Origin of the sequence: Halomonas ventosae (assembly GCF_004361885.1) — a bacterium.
In the GTDB taxonomy this organism is placed as follows: Bacteria; Pseudomonadota; Gammaproteobacteria; order Pseudomonadales; family Halomonadaceae; genus Halomonas; species Halomonas ventosae_C.
Genome location: NZ_SNWH01000001.1, coordinates 279,574 through 296,282, shown reverse-complemented (window position 1 = coordinate 296,282; position 16,709 = coordinate 279,574). Strand labels below are relative to the sequence as shown.

The following is a 16,709-nucleotide window of genomic DNA, read 5'->3' as shown; positions in this document are numbered from 1 at the left end:
GCACTCGCCGATGCCACAGCCACGCGCCCATATCCGCCCTCGCCGTCGCCCTCCCCTGCATTTCCTGCCGCTAGGTGGCTGCGGCGAAATCGGCATGAACCTGAGCCTCTATGGGTATGGGGAGAGGGGCCAGGGAGATGAGTGGATCGCCGTGGACTGCGGCATGATGATCCGCCAGGATCTTCCGGACACCCCCCTGCAGGTACCAGACCTCTCCACTCTAGACGCCCTGTCGATCCGTCCTCGCGCGCTGATCATCACCCATGGCCACGAGGATCATATCGGCGCCGCTGCCTGGCTATGGCCAAGGTGGGGCTGCCCGATACATGCCACCCCGCTGGCCGCCGGCCTGCTGCGGGCCAAGTTCATCGAACGCGGGCTCGCCACGGATGCCATCCAGATCATCGAGCCCGGCGAAGCGCTAAAGACCGGCCCCTTCACCCTGCGCTACTTGCCAGTGACCCACTCGATTCCCGAGAGCTGCGCCCTGCTGATCGCCGTCGGCGAGCACCGGGTGCTACACACCGGCGACTGGAAGCTCGACCCCGAGCCGCTGATCGGTCCTGCGATTTCGGCGGCCACCTTTCGCGCCATTGCTCCCGTGGATCTGGTGGTGGGAGATTCCACCAACGCGCCATTGCCCGGCCATTCACGCAGCGAGGGCGAGGTTGCCGAGGCACTGGCTCGCACCTTGGACCGTTGCGAGGGGCGCGTGGTAGTGAGCTGCTTCGCCAGCAACCTGGCGCGAGTGCTGGCCATCAGCCGCGCCGCCGAGCGCTGTGGCAGAAGAATCAGCCTGATGGGGCGTTCAATGGAGCGCATGGTAGGCGTGGCGCGAGGGCTCGGCTATCTGGACGACCTGCCGGCGCTGGTGCCGGTGAGCGATCTAGGTTATCTGCCGCCGGAGGAGGTACTGGTGATCGCCACCGGCAGCCAGGGCGAACCGCGTGCCGCGCTGTCACGTCTCTCCCACGGCCGCCATCAGCACTTCGAGCTGAAACCCGGCGATACGGTGATCTTCTCGGCCAAGGCCATTCCCGGCAATGAAAGGCTGATCGACCGCCTGAAGCGCGGACTGACCCACTGCGGCGTGGCCATCCTCGACGACCACAACCACCCGGAACTGCACGCCTCGGGCCACCCGGCCCAGGACGAGCTGCGAACCTTCTATGGTTGGGTGGATCCCCGCTACTTGCTACCGGTACATGGGGAACCGCGCCATCAACAGGCCCACCGGGAGCTGGCCGAGACCCTCGGCATAAGAGCGCCGGTGATCCCGGTCAACGGCGATCTGATCCGTCTGGATAACGAAGGGCTTTCGGTGGCGGCGCGCCATCCCCAGCAGCCGTACATTGTCAGCCAGGACGCCGTCGCCGCCCTGCCTGGCCTGGGCGGCGATGAAGGCATCAATCGCTCACGCCATGGCAGCCTCTATCTGGCCATCTCGGTAGCCGCCACCGAGAGCGGCTGGACGCGCATCGGCCGGCTGATGCTCGACGCCAGCCAGGCAAGCACCATGGATGAGACCGCCTTTGCCGACTGGCTGGACGACTGCCTCGAGGACATTCAGGTGGATTCCCTGGCGGAGCTGCGCCTAGCATTGCAGCCCAGACTGCTGCGCTGGCTTGCCGATCACCTGCATCGAGTGCCCGAGGTACACCTGCAGATTCTCGCCGTGGAAGCGCAGATGCTGGAGAAGTAGCAGGATGTGCAAGCGATCCTCAGATCGCGATGATCAAGATAGAACGTGGTGCAAGCACGGCTCCCAAAAGGGCCTCAAAGCCTACATCAACCCTTGCTGGCACTCTTCGGCGGGCGGCCACGCTTGCGCTTAGGCTGTTCGGTCACCAGATCATCCAGGGAAAGACCGGCCTCGTTGATCTGCTCACGGATCTCGGCCAGTTTCCTGGCCTTTTCGGCTTCCTCTTCCTGGCGCTGAACTTCCTCATTCTTCTTCTGATCGATCACCTCACCGATGACCTCGGCCAGTTTGCGCAGCTGTTCCATGCTCAGCTGACGTGCAGCGGCACGAGCCACGTTCTTGTTGCGGGCGATGCGCTCCAGGGATTCGCTGGACATTGTGTTCTCCATGCCGAATGTTGGATGGTTGCGTTGGATAATGACACGTCAAAAGTATATGCACTTGCCTTACATTGGCAAGAAAAGTCGTGGGAAAAACCGAAAGAAAGAGAGAAAAAATTGCCGCACACTGAGACCGACACCCGGGCAGGATTCACGGAATACCGGCGGAACTTCTCTCACCGATAAGTCAACGGGCGACATCGCGATGTCGCCCGTTGTGCCCTGATGCCGTTATCTGTCCGGCGCTGGACGATTCAACCACCGGTCATGTTCATGAAGCGTACCACCTGCACATCGCCATCGGTGGTGAAGTGATGACGCTCGGGCTTGAGCGGCATGGCGCGCACGATGGCCTGCTTGAGAGCCTCGATATCTCCAGGGTGGCGGCGCAGCACCGCACGCAGGTCGACGGAGTGCTCGTTGCCCAGACACAGCAGCAAACGCCCCTCCACGGTGACGCGAACCCGGTTGCAGGTATCACAGAAGTTGTGGCTATGGGGCGATATGAAACCCACTCGGCTGTCGCTGTCGGGCATCATGAAGTAGCGCGACGGGCCGAGGGTCGATTCGGTGGTTGGGATCAGGGTATGGCGAGTTTCGATGTGCGCCTGCACCTCGTCGCTGGAACAGAAGGTCTCGGCACGGGAGTGATCCGAAACATCGCCCAGTGGCATCTCCTCGATGAAGCTGATGTCGAGGCCCTCGTCGCGGGCGAAGCCGACCAGGTCGAGCACCTCGTCGTCGTTGCGCCCCTTGAGGATCACGGCATTGAGCTTTATGCGCTCGAAGCCGGCGTCACGCGCGGCATGAATACCCTCGATGACCTTGTGCAGGTCGCCGGTGCGGGTGAGGAGACGAAAGCGCTCGGCATCCAGGGAGTCGAGACTGATGTTGAGACGCTCAAGCCCCCCCGCGCGCAGGAGAGAGGCGAATTTGGGCAGGCTGGCGCCATTGGTGGTCATAGCGAAATCGCTGAGTCCTGGCAGTGCGCCGATATCGGCCACGAGACGGTCGATGTCTCGCCGTACCAAGGGCTCGCCACCGGTCAGGCGGATCTTCTCGACGCCCATCTCGGTGAAGGCGCGGGCGACCATCGCCAGTTCCTCCAGGGTCAGCACCTGGGCACGCGGCAGGAAGGTCATTTCCTCGCTCATGCAATAGACACAGCGGAAATCGCAGCGATCGGTGACCGAGATGCGCACATAGCGCACTCGCCGGCCGAAGTCGTCGATCAGTTCATCGGTCATGAAAACATCTCCCAGCGACGGGCATCGTGATGGTCCCCGTCGCGCTCCGATACCCAGTAATCCCCGCTGGTAGTGTGCTCCTTCTTCCAGAAAGGGGCGCGGGTCTTGAGGTAATCCATGATGAAGTCGCAGGCCTCGAAGGCGGCGCGTCGATGCGCGCTGGCGACCACGACCAACACGATAGGGTCGGCGGGGGTAAGGCGTCCAATGCGGTGAATCACGGTCACCCCCTGCAGCGGCCAGCGGGCCTCGGCCTGCTCGACGATCGTGCCAAGGGCCGCCTCGGTCATGCCCGGGTAATGCTCCAGGGTCAAGGCCTGGACCTCGGGGCGTTCGTTGAAGTCGCGCACCAGGCCGGTGAAGCTCACCACCGCCCCGATATCGCGGCGCCCCTCGAGCAGGGTGCGCTGTTCCACGCCCGCGTCGAAGGCGTCTTGCTGCACACGGATCATCGTTCAGCCTCCGGTCACCGGAGGAAAGAAGGCGACCTCGTCGTTGTCGGTCAGCGGCGTGGCCTCGCCGGCCATCACCTGGTTGACAGCACACAGCACCCGCCCCTCGTCAAGGCCGGCGAAGCGCGGATCGAGGGCCTTAAGGGCCGTCTTGAGGCCGGCCACGTCGGAGCTCGGCAGGCGTTCGACGGGAACCGAAACCTCCCCGACCCCGAGGCGCTCGCGCAGCTCGGCCAGGCACTTGACGTGGATGGAGGGTGTGGCGACGTCACCCCGCTGCCCCACCGAGACCTCGCCCGGCCCCCCGTCCCCGGTGACGATCGGCGAGGCGACCGACTCGATGACGGGAGGCACCATCGCTTGCGCTCCGCGGGGCTCACCGCGTCGATAGTCACCGGACTTGCCGCCGGTCTTGGTGTCGAGGTGGATGGCGTCGATCTCCATGCGCTTGTCCACCGCCTTGCACATGTCATAGAGGGTCAGGCAGGCCACGGATACCGCGGTCAGGGCTTCCATCTCCACCCCGGTGCGGCCAGTGAGGCGGCAGGTGGCGGTGACGTGGACGCAGGACTCGCGCTCGTCGAGCGTGAAGTCGATGGCCACCTTGGACAGCGCCAACGCATGGCACAGCGGGATCAGCTCGTGGGTGCGCTTGGCGGCCTGGATGCCGGCAATGCGCGCCGTGGCCAGCACATCGCCCTTAGGCAGGCCACCCTCGGCGAGCAGCGCCAGGGTGGCCGGCTGCATGCGGATAAGGCCGGAGGCGCTGGCCTCGCGGCGACTCTCCGGCTTGTCGGCGACATCGACCATGTGAGCCTCGCCGCGGGCATTGAGATGGGTCAGGGACGGATGGGTCAGAGGCATGGGGTCAGCGTCTCATGGCAGTCGATAAAGGGGTTGGATGCTCACCGTCTCGCCCGGGGCCGCCCCCGCAAGGTCATCGGTGAGCTCGATTAGGCAGTTGGCCGCCACCATCGAGGAGAGTATCCCCGAGCCCTGCGCACCGGTGCTGACCACATGCAGGCGGCCATCGGCGTCGATGTGGTAGCGCCCGCGCAGGAAGTCGGTACGCCCCAGCCGGCTTGTCAGGGACTCGTCGGCGACGGCGATCAGCCGTGTGGGTACGTGCATCGGCCTGCCCTGTAACTTGAACAGCAGCGGCACCACGAATTGCAGAAAGGTCACCATCACCGCCACCGGATTGCCGGGCAGCCCCAGGAAGGGCACATCGCGCTCGCCGAGCAGGCCACAGGCCAGCGGGCGCCCGGGACGGATGGCGATGCGCCAGAAGGCTAGGCGACCGACCGCCTCCAGTGCGGCGCGGGTAAAGTCGGCATGGCCCACCGACACGCCGCCGCTGGTGACCACCAGGTCGGCCCGCCCGGCGGCATCAGTCAAGGCGGCGATCATCGCCTGGCGGTCGTCGGGGAGGATGCCCAGATCGAGCAACTCGGCGCCCTGCTCGGCCAGCAGGCCGGCCAGCGTATAGCGGTTGGCATCGAAGATGCCGGCCGAGGGCAGCGGCTCGCCCGGCGCGGTGACCTCGTCGCCGGTGGAGAAAATGGCCACCCGTGGACGACGATACACCTTCGCCACGGCGATGCCCAGCGAGGCCAGCAGCCCCAGTTCAGCCGCCCCCAGCCGGGTCCCGGCGCGCAGCGCCGTGCGGCCCCGGGGAATGTCCTCGCCGGCCTGACGGACGTGCTGGCCGCGTCGGACGCCATCGGGCTGATGCACCACCACCGTCTCGCCGCGCGCTTCGAGCTGCTCGAGCATGATCACGGTGTCGGCGCCCTGCGGCAGCGGTGCCCCGGTGGTAATGCGAACGCATTCGTGCTTAGCCAGCGCCTCATCCCGGCGACTGCCAGCCAATACCTCCCCGGAGATTCGCCACGCGTCGGGCCGCTCGTCGTCTGCCGGCCAGGCCAGGGCGATGCCGTCCATGGCGGCATTGGTGTTCTGCGGCACGTCAATGGGCGAGACGATATCCTCGGCCAGTACCCGGCCGTGAAGTTCACCCAACGCTGCCCGCTCGGCGGGCAGCGGCGTCTCGACCAGGCTGACCAGGCGGGCGCGGGCCTCTGCCACCGGGAGCATGCGCTCGCCGAGATCGAAGCAGGAAAGCGTCATGGCGCGGGCTCCCCCCGCTTGCTCTCGCGGGGCAGCTGGCTGCTCGGCCAGCGTGCCGGCCAGGCGGCGATCCAGTCGGTGAGCGCCACGAGGTCATTGATATCCAGCGCCGCCACACCTTCAGGTAGTGCGAGGGGCGCGTCGCTGGCCACGGCGCGCACCCAGGGGTCCTGGGCGACGCGTAGTGTCTTGCCGACCTCGGGACGGTAGAGTTCAAGCTTAGGCAGCGGCCAGGCCTTGAACCCTTCTACCAGCACCAGGTCGGGATGCTGGGGGCGCACCATACCGACGAGCTCGGCCAGGTCGGCCTCTTCGCGCCCGGGAGTCTCCATCATCAGCGCCACCCGGGCGCGGGACGCCACCAGCATCGGCGAGGCACCGGCCTGGCGCAGACGATAACTATCCTTGCCGGGCTGATCGACGTCGAAGCCGTGGTGGGCATGCTTGATCACCGCCATCCGCAGGCCGCGCTCGCCAAGGCGCGGCAAGAGCCGCTCCAGCAGGGTGGTCTTGCCGGTACCGCTCCAGGCGGCGATGCCCAGCAGCGGCAGGTCATCGTCGAACGACAGGTGCCGCGGCACGCTAGGAGGGAGGGATTCAGTCACTTGCAACCTGCGGGCTCCTCTGCTTCGCTGCTGAAGGTGCCTCGCTCAGCACGCGCTCCAGCCGCTGCTTCTCGTCATCGCTATTGAGGTTGGCGAAGGCGTCCGGGCAATCGCTGACGTCCACCCGGCACCAAGCGTGACGGGCATACCAGCGATCGATCTTGCGTTCACCGGCAGCCAGCGCCATCGCGAGATCATCCACTAGGGCGGTACGGATCAGCGCCACCACCGGGTGCAGTCGCTCGCCGTCGAAGGCCACGGCGATATCGCCCTCGCCCTGGTGCTGACCATCGCTGGCCGCCAGACGCGCCACCATGCGATCGACTAGATCTCGGGGCAGCGCCGGGCTGTCGCAAGGCACCACCAGCAGCCAGGGCGTCGTCGCTGCGCGCAGGCCGCTGTAGATCCCCATCAGCGGGCCCTGGAAGCCACCCTCGGCATCCACGATCACGCGATCGGAAAAGGGTGCATAGGCCTCGGCGTTGCGATTGGCGTTAATGAGTACCTCGACCACCCGACCTGCCAGGCGATCGCGGACGTGGGCCACCAGCGGTCGGCCGAGGAAGGGTTCGAGCCCCTTGTCACGCCCGCCCATCCGGCGTCCCTGGCCGCCGGCCAGGATCAAACCGGTAAGCTCGTCTCGGGTGATCATCGTCTCTCCTAATGAAAGGGTCATGTCATGGGTCATGATGCCTCAGCACGAAGGCAGGTGCCATGCCGTCCGGCCACGCTGGCGCACTGCGCTGACACCATCAAGCCACGGCTTATCGTCGTGCCGCCAAGGCGGGTCAGCAGCTGCACCACGGCTGAGGGGTGTCACTCCTCCTCGGCGCGGGGCAGCACCCAGTTGAGCACGATGCCCACCAGGGCGGCGAGGCTGACCCCCTGCAGGGTGAACTGGCCATTACCGAACTGCATGCCGCCGATGCCAAAGACCAGCACCAGCGAGACCACCACCAGATTGCGCGGTGCAGTGAGAGGCTTGCCGGCCCGCACCAGGGTGTTCATGCCAACCACGGCGATGGAGCCAAATAGCAGCGTCATGATGCCGCCCATCACCGGCCCGGGGATGGTCTGCAGCAGCGCGCCGAGCTTGCCGACGAAAGCCAGCACGATGGCGATGCAGGCCGCGACCACCATGATCCAGGGATTGAAGACACGCGTGAGGGTCACCGCGCCGGTGACCTCGGAGTAGGTGGTATTGGGCGGTCCGCCGAAGATCGCCGCGGCGCTGGTAGCCAGGCCATCGCCGAGCAGAGTGCGATGCAGGCCAGGCTTGACCAGATAGTTCTCACGGGTCACCGAACCGATGGCGATCATATCACCGATATGCTCCACCGCCGGCGCGATGGCGACCGGGATCATGAACAGGATCGCCGCCCAGTGAAAGCTGGGGGCGGTGAACGACGGCAGCGACAGCCAGGCTGCCTCCTGCACCGGCGTGAAGTCCACCACCCCCATCACCAGCGCCAGCATGTAGCCGGTGGCGATACCGCCCATGATCGGGATCAGGCGAATCAGGCCACGGCCGAACACCGCCAGCACCAGCGTGACCAGCAGGCTGGCCATGGAGAGCAGGATCGCGGCGCCATAGCCAATGCTCTCGCTGGTCTCGCCGGTGGCCATATCCACCGCCACCGGGGCGAGCGCCAGGCCAATCACCATGATCACCGGCCCTACCACCACCGGGGGCAGCAGGCGGTGCAGCCAGGCGGTGCCCTTGAGGCGCACACACTGGGAGATCACCACATAGACCAGGCCCGCGACCATCAGCCCGCCGAGGGTGGCGGGAATACCGTAATTGGCCACCGAGCCCTGGATGGGGGCGATGAAGGCAAACGACGAGGCCAGGAATACCGGCACGCTGACCCGGGTCACGCCATGGAAGATCAGGGTGCCGACCCCCGCCGTGAACAGTGCCACGTTGGGGTCCAGGCCGGTGAGCAGCGGCACCAGCACCAGGGCACCGAAGGCCACGAAGAGCATCTGCGCCCCGCTCAGCAAGGTGCGCAACGGGGAGTCGGTGGGCATGGCGGCCGCCGCGGAGTTATCGGTCATGATCCAGGGCTCCGAAAAGATGATAGAGGGAGGAAATCGCGCGGCATTCTACCAGCCTGGCTGCCCCAATAGCTTCTCGTCCCTTAATGTTCGTCTGAGCTATCGCAGTCACTGCCATCGCTCTGAGCTGACCCGTCGGCAAGCCTGCAAGGAGGCGCTGTGAATACTTCCCTGTACGCTACCGACGCCATCCATGGCGTAGAACCTCCTCTTCGGCTTGCCCCCAGCACCCTCTCGCTTGTGCAGCTGCGAAAGCCCTGTCAAGACTCGGGTGTCGCCGTCTCCAGATACTCCTTAAGGCGTGCCTCGGCCTGGTCATCGAAGAGGATCTCACAGGCTTCGCGCAGTCCCGGCGAGTGGCGGATACTCTCCTCGGGTACTACCAGCGAAATCTTGGCGCGACGCCGCAGGAAATCCTCGAGCTTGGTCACCATCTCGCGGCGCCGGGCTAGTTTGAGCTCACAGCGCAGGTATTCCGTGCCTTCGATGAGCACTTCTCCCTGGCGCGGATCCTGGCGGATGTCCTCGAGCAGCTCCAGGGCCTGGGCGCCATAGCGGCGCCACAACCGGGTGCTGAGCGGCTCGGAGGCCTCGGCGCGGGTCATCGCATCCAGTTCCATCAGCCGTGCCTGATGCATGAAAGCCTCGCAAACCGAGGCATCAGACTCGCCGTACCAGCGATAATCCGGAAACGGGATCTCGACGCCCAGCCGACGCACCTCCTCCACGACCTCTTCGCCAACATTGAGGCAGTCGGTGAGCTTGCCGCCGAAGATACTCAGGTGACGCTGCTCGGCATCGATGTCGATGGCATGCTTGCGCGACAGATTGAGAAAGTCCCGGTCGCCACCTCCACTGGGCTTGACCGCGAGCGGGCGCACACCGCAGCGCGTGGCGATGATGTCCTGCTTGCCTAGCGGGGTCGCGAGTTCAAGCCGGGTGTTGATGTTGTCAAGCACGAAGCGGATGTCCTCCTCCGTCGCGCCGACCTCGGGTTTCTCGACCCGGGTATCCGTGGTACCGATGCAGGTGCGCGGGCCCATGGGAATAACGAAGAACAGCCGCCCATCGTCGGCGAAGAAGGCCAGCACCCGCTTGCTCTCGGTCAGGCGGGGAACAATCAGATGGATGCCCTTGGAAAAGACATGGTGATGGTCGGTCTGCTGACAGGAAAGGCTATTGTGGTGATCAACCCAGGGACCGGCCGCATTGATCAACACCCGGGAGCGAATCTTGAAGGTCGTGCCGTGGGTACAATCCCGGGCCTGGGTGATCCACATATCCCCCTCGCGGCGCGCCCCCAGCGATTCGACGTAGTTAGCCGCCACCGTGCCAAAATCCATGGCGCCGCGCACGAAATTGAAAACGAAACGCGCGTCGTTGTCGTGCAGATAGGCATCGGAATACTCAAAGCCCCCTCGGGCATTGCGCGTATCAATGATCGGCTCGCGCGCCTTGATGCCTGATGGGCGCAAGTAGTTGGGACGGCGCGTGAAGGCATTACCCATCAGCCAATACAGCCAGGTACCGGCCCAGGGATAGAGGGGATGGTGGCGAAAGCCCTTGTTGATGGTGGTCAGGAAGCGAATCTCCTGGACTGTGGAGGGGTAGCTTCTGATCAGGTGGTTGCGACTCTTGCAGAGCTTACGCACTAACTTGAAGTCGCCGCTCTCCATGTACTTGATGCCTCCCCATACCAGGTTGGAGGAGTGCATGCTGGTGCTGCCGGCGAAGTCACCGCGATCGATCAGCGCAATCCTGGCGCCCTTGCCGCTCAGCGCCGCCGCCGCTGAGGCCCCGTTGATTCCGCCCCCGATCACCAGCGCATCGAAGGTCTGGCCGGGGAGCTTGCGAATGTTATTCTCTCTGAGTTGCATGTCTGGCCCTTCTTTGAAAGCAACAGGCCCCGCTCGGCCTGCACCGAGGGGGCCCTCCCGTTCAGGCAACCGGTTACACGATCTTGAAGTGTCCCGGGGATGCCCGGGGCAGTAATGGGCGGATCAAGCAACCCGCCCGCTCATCATTCGCGAGAACCAGCAGCCATCCACGCCTCCATCATTTCGTCGTAAGGTACGGTGGTGCCCTGCGGCATCTCATTATCTAGCTTCTCCTTGGGCGCGCCCGGCTGGGAGAGCCAATACTCGGGATCACGCTCTTCATTGAGGTTGGGCGCATAGATCGCGAAGACCTTGGCGCGCGCCAGACGCGCCATGATGCTGTCGAGATCTCCGGCCAGGTTGTCGAGCGCTTCCTTGGGCGAAATATCGCCGTTGACCGCCGGTGCCAGGTTCTGCCACCAGAGTGGGGCCATGCGCGGATAGTCCGGCACGTTGGTGGATGACGGCGTCCATTTGGACGCGTTGGGGCTGCGATAGAATTCCACCAGGCCACCCAGCTTGGGAGCCATCTCGGTCATCTGCTCGGAGAAGATATCGGACTTGCGGATCGGCGTAAGGCCGGCCAGCAGCTTCTCGAGGGAGACCGTCTTGGAGACGGTGAACTGGGCGAACAGCCAGGCCGCCGTGCGACGATCCTCGGGCGTGGAATCGAAGAAGGTCCAGGATCCCACGTCCTGATAGCCGACCTTCATGCCTTCCTCCCAGTACGGACCGGTGGGCGATGGTGCCATGCGCCACTTGGGATTGCCCTGGTCGTCGGTGACCGGCAGCGAAGGGTCGGTCATATCAGCGGTGAAGGCGGTATACCAGAAGATCTGCTGGGCGATATTCCCCTGAGCAGGCACCGGACCGGCCTCACCGAAGGTCATGCCGCTGGCCTCGGGTGGGGCGTACTTCTCGAGCCAGTCGACCATCTTGGTCACGGCGAACACCGAGGCCGGCGAGTTGGTGGCTCCGCCGCGGCTGACACTGGCGCCCACCGGCTGGCTCTGCTCGTTGACGCAGATCCCCCAGTCGTCCACCGGATTGCCGAACGGCACACCGGGGCTGCCCATGCCCGCCATGGAGAGCCAGGAGTCATGGAAACGCCAGCCCAGCGAGGGATCGCGACGGCCATAGTCCATGTGACCATAAACCTTGGTGCCATCGATCTCGCCGACATGCTCGGAGAAGAACTCGGCAATGTCCTGGTAGGCTGTCCAGTTGGTGGGAACACCCAGGTCGTAGCCATAGATATCGCGGAACTGCTGCTGCAGATCCTCGCGCTGGAACCAGTCGTAGCGGAACCAGTAGAGGTTGGCGAACTGCTGGTCGGGCAACTGGTAGATGTTGCCATCCGGGCCGGTGCCGTACTGCAGGCCGATGAAGTCGTCAAGGTCCAGGGTCGGCAGGGTGTAGTCGGCCCACTCGTTGGCCATGGCATCGGAAATGTTGATGGTGGTGCCGTAGCGGATATGGGTGCCGATAGAATCGGAGTCATTGATGTAGCCATCATAGATATTGCGACCCGACTGCATCTGGGTCTGCATGTTGTTGACCACATCGCCTTCGCCGATGATGTTGTGGGTCACGTCGATACCGGTCAGGTCGCTGAACGCCTCGGCCAGCACATCACGCTCGTAAATGTGCGTGGTCAGGCCCTCGGCGACGGTATTGATTTCCATCCCACGGAAGGGCTCGGCCGCCTTGGCGAACCACATCAGTTCCTCAATCTGCTTCTCGCGGGACAGTGTCGACTCCTGGAAGTGTTCATCGACCAGGCGTTCGGCGATGGCGCGCGCGTCATGGGTTTCGGCGTGCAGGGCGCTGCTGGCCAGCATGACACCGGCCGCCAGTAGAGAGAGTCGCATTGTTGTCGCTTTCATATTGACCTCTTGGGTTGTGGTCGTTCATCCGTGAACCTTGGGCTCCATGCGTTTCTGTCAGCCCCAGCGCATTAGGATCAGTAACCAGATCACCGATCCCCCCAGGGCCAGCCAGATACTGAGCTGGGTGAAACCCACCACCGCCAGGTGGATATAGGCAGCGGAAAGCAGCCCGATGAAGAGTCGATCGCCGCGTGTTGTGGCAATCGGCAGGAAGCCCTTGCGCTCGACCGTGGGCGAGACGACTTCCCAGGCCGTCATGCCCACCAGCATGGCGGCAATGACCGCGAAGAAGACCGCGGTGGGGGTGGTCCAGACCATCCAGTCCATGTGGTGTCCTCCTCAGGTACGGCCCAGAGCGAAGCCTTTGGCGATGTGATTACGTACGAAGTAGACCACCACGATGCCGGGCAGGATGGTCAGGGTGCCGGCGGCGGCGAGCGTTCCCCAGTCGATGCCCGAGGCTCCCTTGGTCTGGGTCATCACTGAGGCGATGGGCTGGGCATGGGTAGCAGTCAGGGTGCTGGCCAGCAGCAGTTCGACCCAAGAGAACATGAACAGGAAGAACAGTGTCACGCCGATGCCCGAGCTGATCATGGGGATGAAGATCTTCACGAAGAAGCGCGGGAAGCTGTAGCCGTCGATGAAGGCCGTCTCGTCGATCTCCTTGGGCACGCCGCTCATGAAGCCCTCGAGAATCCACACCGCCAGCGGGATGTTGAACAGGCAGTGGGCCAGCGCCACGGCGATGTGAGTGTCGAACAGCCCCACCGTGTAATAGAGCTGAAAATAGGGCAGCAGAAACACGGCTGGCGGCGCCATCAGGTTGGTCAGCAACCAGAAGAATAGATGCTTGTCGCCGATGAACTGGTAGCGGCTGAAGGCATAGGCGGCCGGCAGTGCCACGGCGATGCTGATCAGCATGTTCATCAGCACGTAGATGATCGAGTTCACATAGCCCATGTACCAGCTAGGCTCAGTGAATATCTTGGCGTAGTGCTCTGTGGTGAAGTTCTCTGGCCACAGGGTCAGCCCGCCGAGGATCTCGGTGTTGGACTGAAAGGACATGTTCAGCAGCCAGTAGATCGGCAGCAGCACGAACACGATGTAGGCGGCCATCAGGCCTCGGCGACGCCACTGGCGGGAGACCGGACGCGCCTGGCGTCGGCGCCGGCTGTCGGCGGCCGCAGCGCGCTGGCGCACGGCCTCTGGCGTGGTGGGCAATGAATCACTCATGTCATGCCTCCTGGTTGTTGTCGTCTTTCTGCATGTTCATGATCGCGGTATAGAACACCCAGGTGACCAGCAGGATGATCAAGAAGTAGATCAGCGAAAAGGCTGCCGACGGACCCAGGTCCTGCTGGCCGATGGCCATGGTCGTCAACGACTGGCTGAGGAAGGTGGTGGAGTTGCCGGGGCCGCCGCCGGTGAGCACGAAGGGCTCGGCGTAGATCATGAAGGAGTGCATGAAGCGCAGCAGCACCCCGATGACCAGCACATTGGTGAGCTTGGGCAACTGGATGTAGCGGAATACCGCCCACTTCGAGGCACGGTCGATGCGCGCCGCCTGATAGTAGGCATCGGGGATCGAGCGCAGACCGCTGAAGCACAGCAAGGCGATCAACGGCGTCCAGTGCCAGACATCCATCAGGATGATGGTCACCCAGGCATCCAACGGGCTCGAGGTGATGTTGTAGCCATAGCCGAGCTCACGCAGGCTCCAGCCCATCAGGCCGATATCTCCTCGCGTGAAGATCTGCCAGATGCTGCCCACCACGTTCCAGGGGATCAGCAATGGCATGGTCACCAGGATCAATATCGCCGAAGCCTGCCAGCCCTTCTTGGGCATGATCAGGGCGATACCGATGCCCAGCGGCACCTCGATGGCAAGCACCGTCAGCGAGAAGGCAAACTGGCGCAGCACGGCCGCCTGAAGGGCCGGGTCGTTAAGCATCTCCCTGAACCATTCGGTGCCGGTAAAGAAGCGCGTATGGGCATCGAAGACATCCTGGACCGAGTAGTTCACCACGGTCATCACCGGGATGACGGCCGAGAAGGCCACCAGCAGCAGCATGGGCAGGATCAGCCACCAGGCCCGATTGTTGTAGACTTTAGTCATGTTCGATCTCCACGCGGAATTCATCGACATAGAGGCCGATATGCTCATCGGGAAAGCGCAGCCAGGCCGTGCCGGTGGGCGTCTCCTGGTCCTCCTCGATCCGCGCCTTGAGGGGCAGCTTGCCCAGTGTCAGGTAGACGATCGAATGGGTTCCCAGATCCTGGGCATGATCTACCCGCGCCTGCATGCCGCCCTCGATAGGCTCGGCATGCACCTCGATGAATTCAGGACGGATGCCAAGCTTGATGTTGGCTGAGCGGGCACCGGCCACGGCGTCATGGATGCCCTGCCCCACCGCCAGTTCGGTGTCATCGGCCATCACCCGACCGTCGCGGCTCTTCACCCCGAGAAAGTTCATGCCGGGGCTGCCGATGAAGTAGCCCACGAAAGTGTGATTCGGCATCTCAAAGAGCTCCCTGGGCGTGCCAAACTGCACCACCTGGCCCTCATACATCACGGCAATCTTGTCGGCGAAGGTGGAAGCCTCGAGCTGGTCATGGGTCACATAGACCATGGTGATCGCGAAGCGCTGGTGGATCTCCTTGAGCTTGCGACGCAGCTTCCACTTGAGCTGGGGATCGATGACGGTGAGCGGCTCGTCGAAGAGGATCGCCGAGACATCCTCACGCACCAGGCCACGGCCCATGGAGACCTTCTGTTTCTCGTCGGCGGTAAGGTTCTTGGCCTTGCGCTTGAGCTGGGCGGTGAGCTCCAGCACCTCGGCAATTTCCATGACACGCTGATGGACCCGGGCCTCGGGGGTCTTCACGTTGCGCAGCGGAAAGGCCAGGTTGTCGTAGACCGTCATGGTGTCGTAGATGACGGGGAACTGGAAAACCTGGGCGATATTGCGCGCCTCGGGAGGCAGTGAATTGACCACTTCACCGTCGAAGAGCACCTCGCCGCTGGTGGGTTCCAGCAGCCCGGAGATGATGTTGAGCAGAGTCGACTTGCCGCAGCCGGAGGGCCCTAGCAGCGCATAGGCACCGCCCTGGTGCCAGACGTGATCCATCTCGCGAATGGCATAGTCTTGCGGCGACTGTGGGTCGGCCAGGTAGGTATGCGCCAGGGATTTTAGGGTGATTTCGGCCATCTTAGATGCCCCCCAAATGTGTCGGTATATGCACCACTGCACCCTGGCGATCGAAGGCATAGACCTTGTGGGTCGGAAAATACAGCGTCACGGGATCATCGACGTCGAACTCGTGGACCCCCTCAAGGTGGACCGTAACGTGAAAGAGGTCGTTGTGGACGTGAAGAAAGGTCTCCGAGCCACTGATCTCCGCCAGATCAACGGTCATCTGCACCTCGATGTCATCCTTCGCCCGGGGGGAAAGCGAGATATGTGAGGGGCGCACGCCAAAACGATATTCGCCCGGCGCCAGGGTGCGCAGATCATCGTCAAGGGGAAAATACAGGGACTTGTCGAAGGTCACCTCGTTGCCTGAGATGATGCCCTCGATGATGTTGATGGGCGGCTCGGAAAACATTCCTGCGGTGAGGATATCGCGAGGACGGTGATAGACGTCATCCGTGCGGCCATACTGCAGCAGCCGACCTTCGTGGAGCACCGCCGTGTTACCGCCCAGCGCCAGGGCCTCGGCAGGCTCGGTGGTAGCATACACGGCGATGCAGTTGCGCTCGCTGAACACTGAACGCAGCTCGTCGCGGAATTCCTCGCGCAGCTTGTAATCCAGATTGACCAGCGGCTCATCGAAGAGCACCACATCGGCATCCTTGACCAACGCACGCCCCATGGCGGTACGCTGCTGCTGGCCACCGGAGAGCTCGAGGGGCAGGCGATCGAGCATTTGCTCGATATGCAGCATCTCGGCGACCTCCCGTACTCGACGATCGATCTCGGAACGCTCGACCTTGGCCAGCTTGAGGGGTGAGGCGATGTTGTCGTAGACGGAGAGTGCCGGATAGTTGATGAACTGCTGATAGACCATGGAGACGTTACGCTTACGCACCGAGCGTCCGGTCACGTCCTCCCCATTCATCAGGATTCGCCCTTGGGTCGGGGTATCGAGCCCCGCCATCAGGCGCATCAGGGTGGTCTTGCCAGCCAGGGTCCGTCCCAGCAGAACATTGAAGGAACCTGGCTGCAACTCCAGATTCACCCCCGCGATATGGGTGGCGCCACCGACCACATGATCGATGTTATCTAGGATCAAGGACATACTGATCTCGCCGTTCGTTGTTATCTGATGGGTTCGGAGAGTGCTGGATAACAACGTAGCCGAAATTCGC

The 16,709-nt window shown here is 63.5% G+C and carries 16 protein-coding genes; 1 reads left to right on the top strand and 15 read right to left on the bottom strand.

Annotated features, from left to right (window positions below):
* The first annotated feature begins 94 nt into the window (after positions 1-94).
* A complete protein-coding gene (locus DFO68_RS01365) occupies positions 95-1,702 on the top strand; it encodes a ribonuclease J (protein ID WP_133481296.1) in 1,608 nt (535 codons plus the stop codon).
* Between the two features lie 86 nt (positions 1,703-1,788).
* On the opposite strand, the gene DFO68_RS01360 is transcribed toward DFO68_RS01365, so the two are convergent.
* From DFO68_RS01360 to DFO68_RS01290, 15 genes are all read right to left on the bottom strand, one after another.
* Complete coding sequence (locus DFO68_RS01360; RefSeq protein ID WP_133481294.1) at positions 1,789-2,079, bottom strand: H-NS histone family protein; 291 nt, start codon at positions 2,077-2,079, stop codon at positions 1,789-1,791.
* Between the two features lie 257 nt (positions 2,080-2,336).
* Positions 2,337-3,329, bottom strand: a complete 993-nt coding sequence (gene moaA / locus DFO68_RS01355; protein ID WP_133481292.1) for a GTP 3',8-cyclase MoaA — start codon at positions 3,327-3,329, stop codon at positions 2,337-2,339.
* Entirely contained in the window at positions 3,326-3,781 is a 456-nt protein-coding gene (gene moaE, locus DFO68_RS01350) for a molybdopterin synthase catalytic subunit MoaE (RefSeq protein ID WP_133481290.1), read from the bottom strand. Before moaE ends, moaA begins: the two co-directional genes overlap by 4 nt.
* Positions 3,782-3,784: 3 nt before the next feature.
* Complete coding sequence (moaC, locus tag DFO68_RS01345; RefSeq protein ID WP_133481288.1) at positions 3,785-4,645, bottom strand: cyclic pyranopterin monophosphate synthase MoaC; 861 nt, start codon at positions 4,643-4,645, stop codon at positions 3,785-3,787.
* A gap of 12 nt (positions 4,646-4,657) precedes the next feature.
* Positions 4,658-5,911, bottom strand: a complete 1,254-nt coding sequence (gene moeA, locus DFO68_RS01340; protein WP_133481286.1) for a molybdopterin molybdotransferase MoeA — start codon at positions 5,909-5,911, stop codon at positions 4,658-4,660.
* Positions 5,908-6,516, bottom strand: a complete 609-nt coding sequence (gene mobB, locus DFO68_RS01335) for a molybdopterin-guanine dinucleotide biosynthesis protein B (protein WP_243726378.1) — start codon at positions 6,514-6,516, stop codon at positions 5,908-5,910. The genes moeA and mobB overlap by 4 nt, the downstream gene beginning before the upstream one ends.
* On the bottom strand, positions 6,509-7,168 hold the full coding sequence (mobA, locus tag DFO68_RS01330; RefSeq protein WP_133481284.1) for a molybdenum cofactor guanylyltransferase MobA: 660 nt from the start codon (positions 7,166-7,168) through the stop codon (positions 6,509-6,511). The genes mobB and mobA overlap by 8 nt, the downstream gene beginning before the upstream one ends.
* 164 nt (positions 7,169-7,332) lie before the next feature.
* On the bottom strand, positions 7,333-8,574 hold the full coding sequence (locus tag DFO68_RS01325) for a uracil-xanthine permease family protein (RefSeq protein ID WP_133481282.1): 1,242 nt from the start codon (positions 8,572-8,574) through the stop codon (positions 7,333-7,335).
* Between the two features lie 260 nt (positions 8,575-8,834).
* Positions 8,835-10,451 (bottom strand): glycerol-3-phosphate dehydrogenase/oxidase, encoded by a 1,617-nt coding sequence (locus tag DFO68_RS01320; RefSeq protein ID WP_133481280.1) that lies wholly within the window; start codon positions 10,449-10,451, stop codon positions 8,835-8,837.
* A 143-nt stretch (positions 10,452-10,594) separates the two neighbouring features.
* Positions 10,595-12,337, bottom strand: coding sequence for an ABC transporter substrate-binding protein (locus DFO68_RS01315; protein ID WP_133481278.1), 1,743 nt, complete (start codon positions 12,335-12,337; stop codon positions 10,595-10,597).
* A 57-nt stretch (positions 12,338-12,394) separates the two neighbouring features.
* Positions 12,395-12,667, bottom strand: coding sequence for a DUF2160 domain-containing protein (locus tag DFO68_RS01310; protein WP_133481276.1), 273 nt, complete (start codon positions 12,665-12,667; stop codon positions 12,395-12,397).
* Between the two features lie 12 nt (positions 12,668-12,679).
* Positions 12,680-13,573, bottom strand: coding sequence for a carbohydrate ABC transporter permease (locus DFO68_RS01305; protein ID WP_208107326.1), 894 nt, complete (start codon positions 13,571-13,573; stop codon positions 12,680-12,682).
* A 1-nt stretch (position 13,574) separates the two neighbouring features.
* Entirely contained in the window at positions 13,575-14,456 is an 882-nt protein-coding gene (locus DFO68_RS01300; RefSeq protein WP_133481274.1) for a carbohydrate ABC transporter permease, read from the bottom strand.
* Positions 14,449-15,549, bottom strand: a complete 1,101-nt coding sequence (locus DFO68_RS01295; RefSeq protein ID WP_133481272.1) for an ABC transporter ATP-binding protein — start codon at positions 15,547-15,549, stop codon at positions 14,449-14,451. The genes DFO68_RS01300 and DFO68_RS01295 overlap by 8 nt, the downstream gene beginning before the upstream one ends.
* A gap of 1 nt (position 15,550) precedes the next feature.
* Positions 15,551-16,639, bottom strand: a complete 1,089-nt coding sequence (locus tag DFO68_RS01290) for an ABC transporter ATP-binding protein (RefSeq protein ID WP_133481270.1) — start codon at positions 16,637-16,639, stop codon at positions 15,551-15,553.
* Between the last annotated feature and the right edge of the window lie 70 nt (positions 16,640-16,709).

What these genes read in the sequence shown, in the direction of transcription:
- DFO68_RS01365 (WP_133481296.1), top strand. Translation starts at nt 95, where the DNA reads ATGAACCTGAGCCTCTATGGGTATGGGGAGAGGGGCCAGGGAGATGAG.
- DFO68_RS01360 (WP_133481294.1), bottom strand. Translation starts at nt 2,079, where the DNA reads ATGTCCAGCGAATCCCTGGAGCGCATCGCCCGCAACAAGAACGTGGCT.
- moaA (WP_133481292.1), bottom strand. Translation starts at nt 3,329, where the DNA reads ATGACCGATGAACTGATCGACGACTTCGGCCGGCGAGTGCGCTATGTG.
- moaE (WP_133481290.1), bottom strand. Translation starts at nt 3,781, where the DNA reads ATGATCCGTGTGCAGCAAGACGCCTTCGACGCGGGCGTGGAACAGCGC.
- moaC (WP_133481288.1), bottom strand. Translation starts at nt 4,645, where the DNA reads ATGCCTCTGACCCATCCGTCCCTGACCCATCTCAATGCCCGCGGCGAG.
- moeA (WP_133481286.1), bottom strand. Translation starts at nt 5,911, where the DNA reads ATGACGCTTTCCTGCTTCGATCTCGGCGAGCGCATGCTCCCGGTGGCA.
- mobA (WP_133481284.1), bottom strand. Translation starts at nt 7,168, where the DNA reads ATGATCACCCGAGACGAGCTTACCGGTTTGATCCTGGCCGGCGGCCAG.
- DFO68_RS01325 (WP_133481282.1), bottom strand. Translation starts at nt 8,574, where the DNA reads ATGACCGATAACTCCGCGGCGGCCGCCATGCCCACCGACTCCCCGTTG.
- DFO68_RS01320 (WP_133481280.1), bottom strand. Translation starts at nt 10,451, where the DNA reads ATGCAACTCAGAGAGAATAACATTCGCAAGCTCCCCGGCCAGACCTTC.
- DFO68_RS01315 (WP_133481278.1), bottom strand. Translation starts at nt 12,337, where the DNA reads ATGAAAGCGACAACAATGCGACTCTCTCTACTGGCGGCCGGTGTCATG.
- DFO68_RS01310 (WP_133481276.1), bottom strand. Translation starts at nt 12,667, where the DNA reads ATGGACTGGATGGTCTGGACCACCCCCACCGCGGTCTTCTTCGCGGTC.
- DFO68_RS01305 (WP_208107326.1), bottom strand. Translation starts at nt 13,573, where the DNA reads ATGAGTGATTCATTGCCCACCACGCCAGAGGCCGTGCGCCAGCGCGCT.
- DFO68_RS01300 (WP_133481274.1), bottom strand. Translation starts at nt 14,456, where the DNA reads ATGACTAAAGTCTACAACAATCGGGCCTGGTGGCTGATCCTGCCCATG.
- DFO68_RS01295 (WP_133481272.1), bottom strand. Translation starts at nt 15,549, where the DNA reads ATGGCCGAAATCACCCTAAAATCCCTGGCGCATACCTACCTGGCCGAC.
- DFO68_RS01290 (WP_133481270.1), bottom strand. Translation starts at nt 16,639, where the DNA reads ATGTCCTTGATCCTAGATAACATCGATCATGTGGTCGGTGGCGCCACC.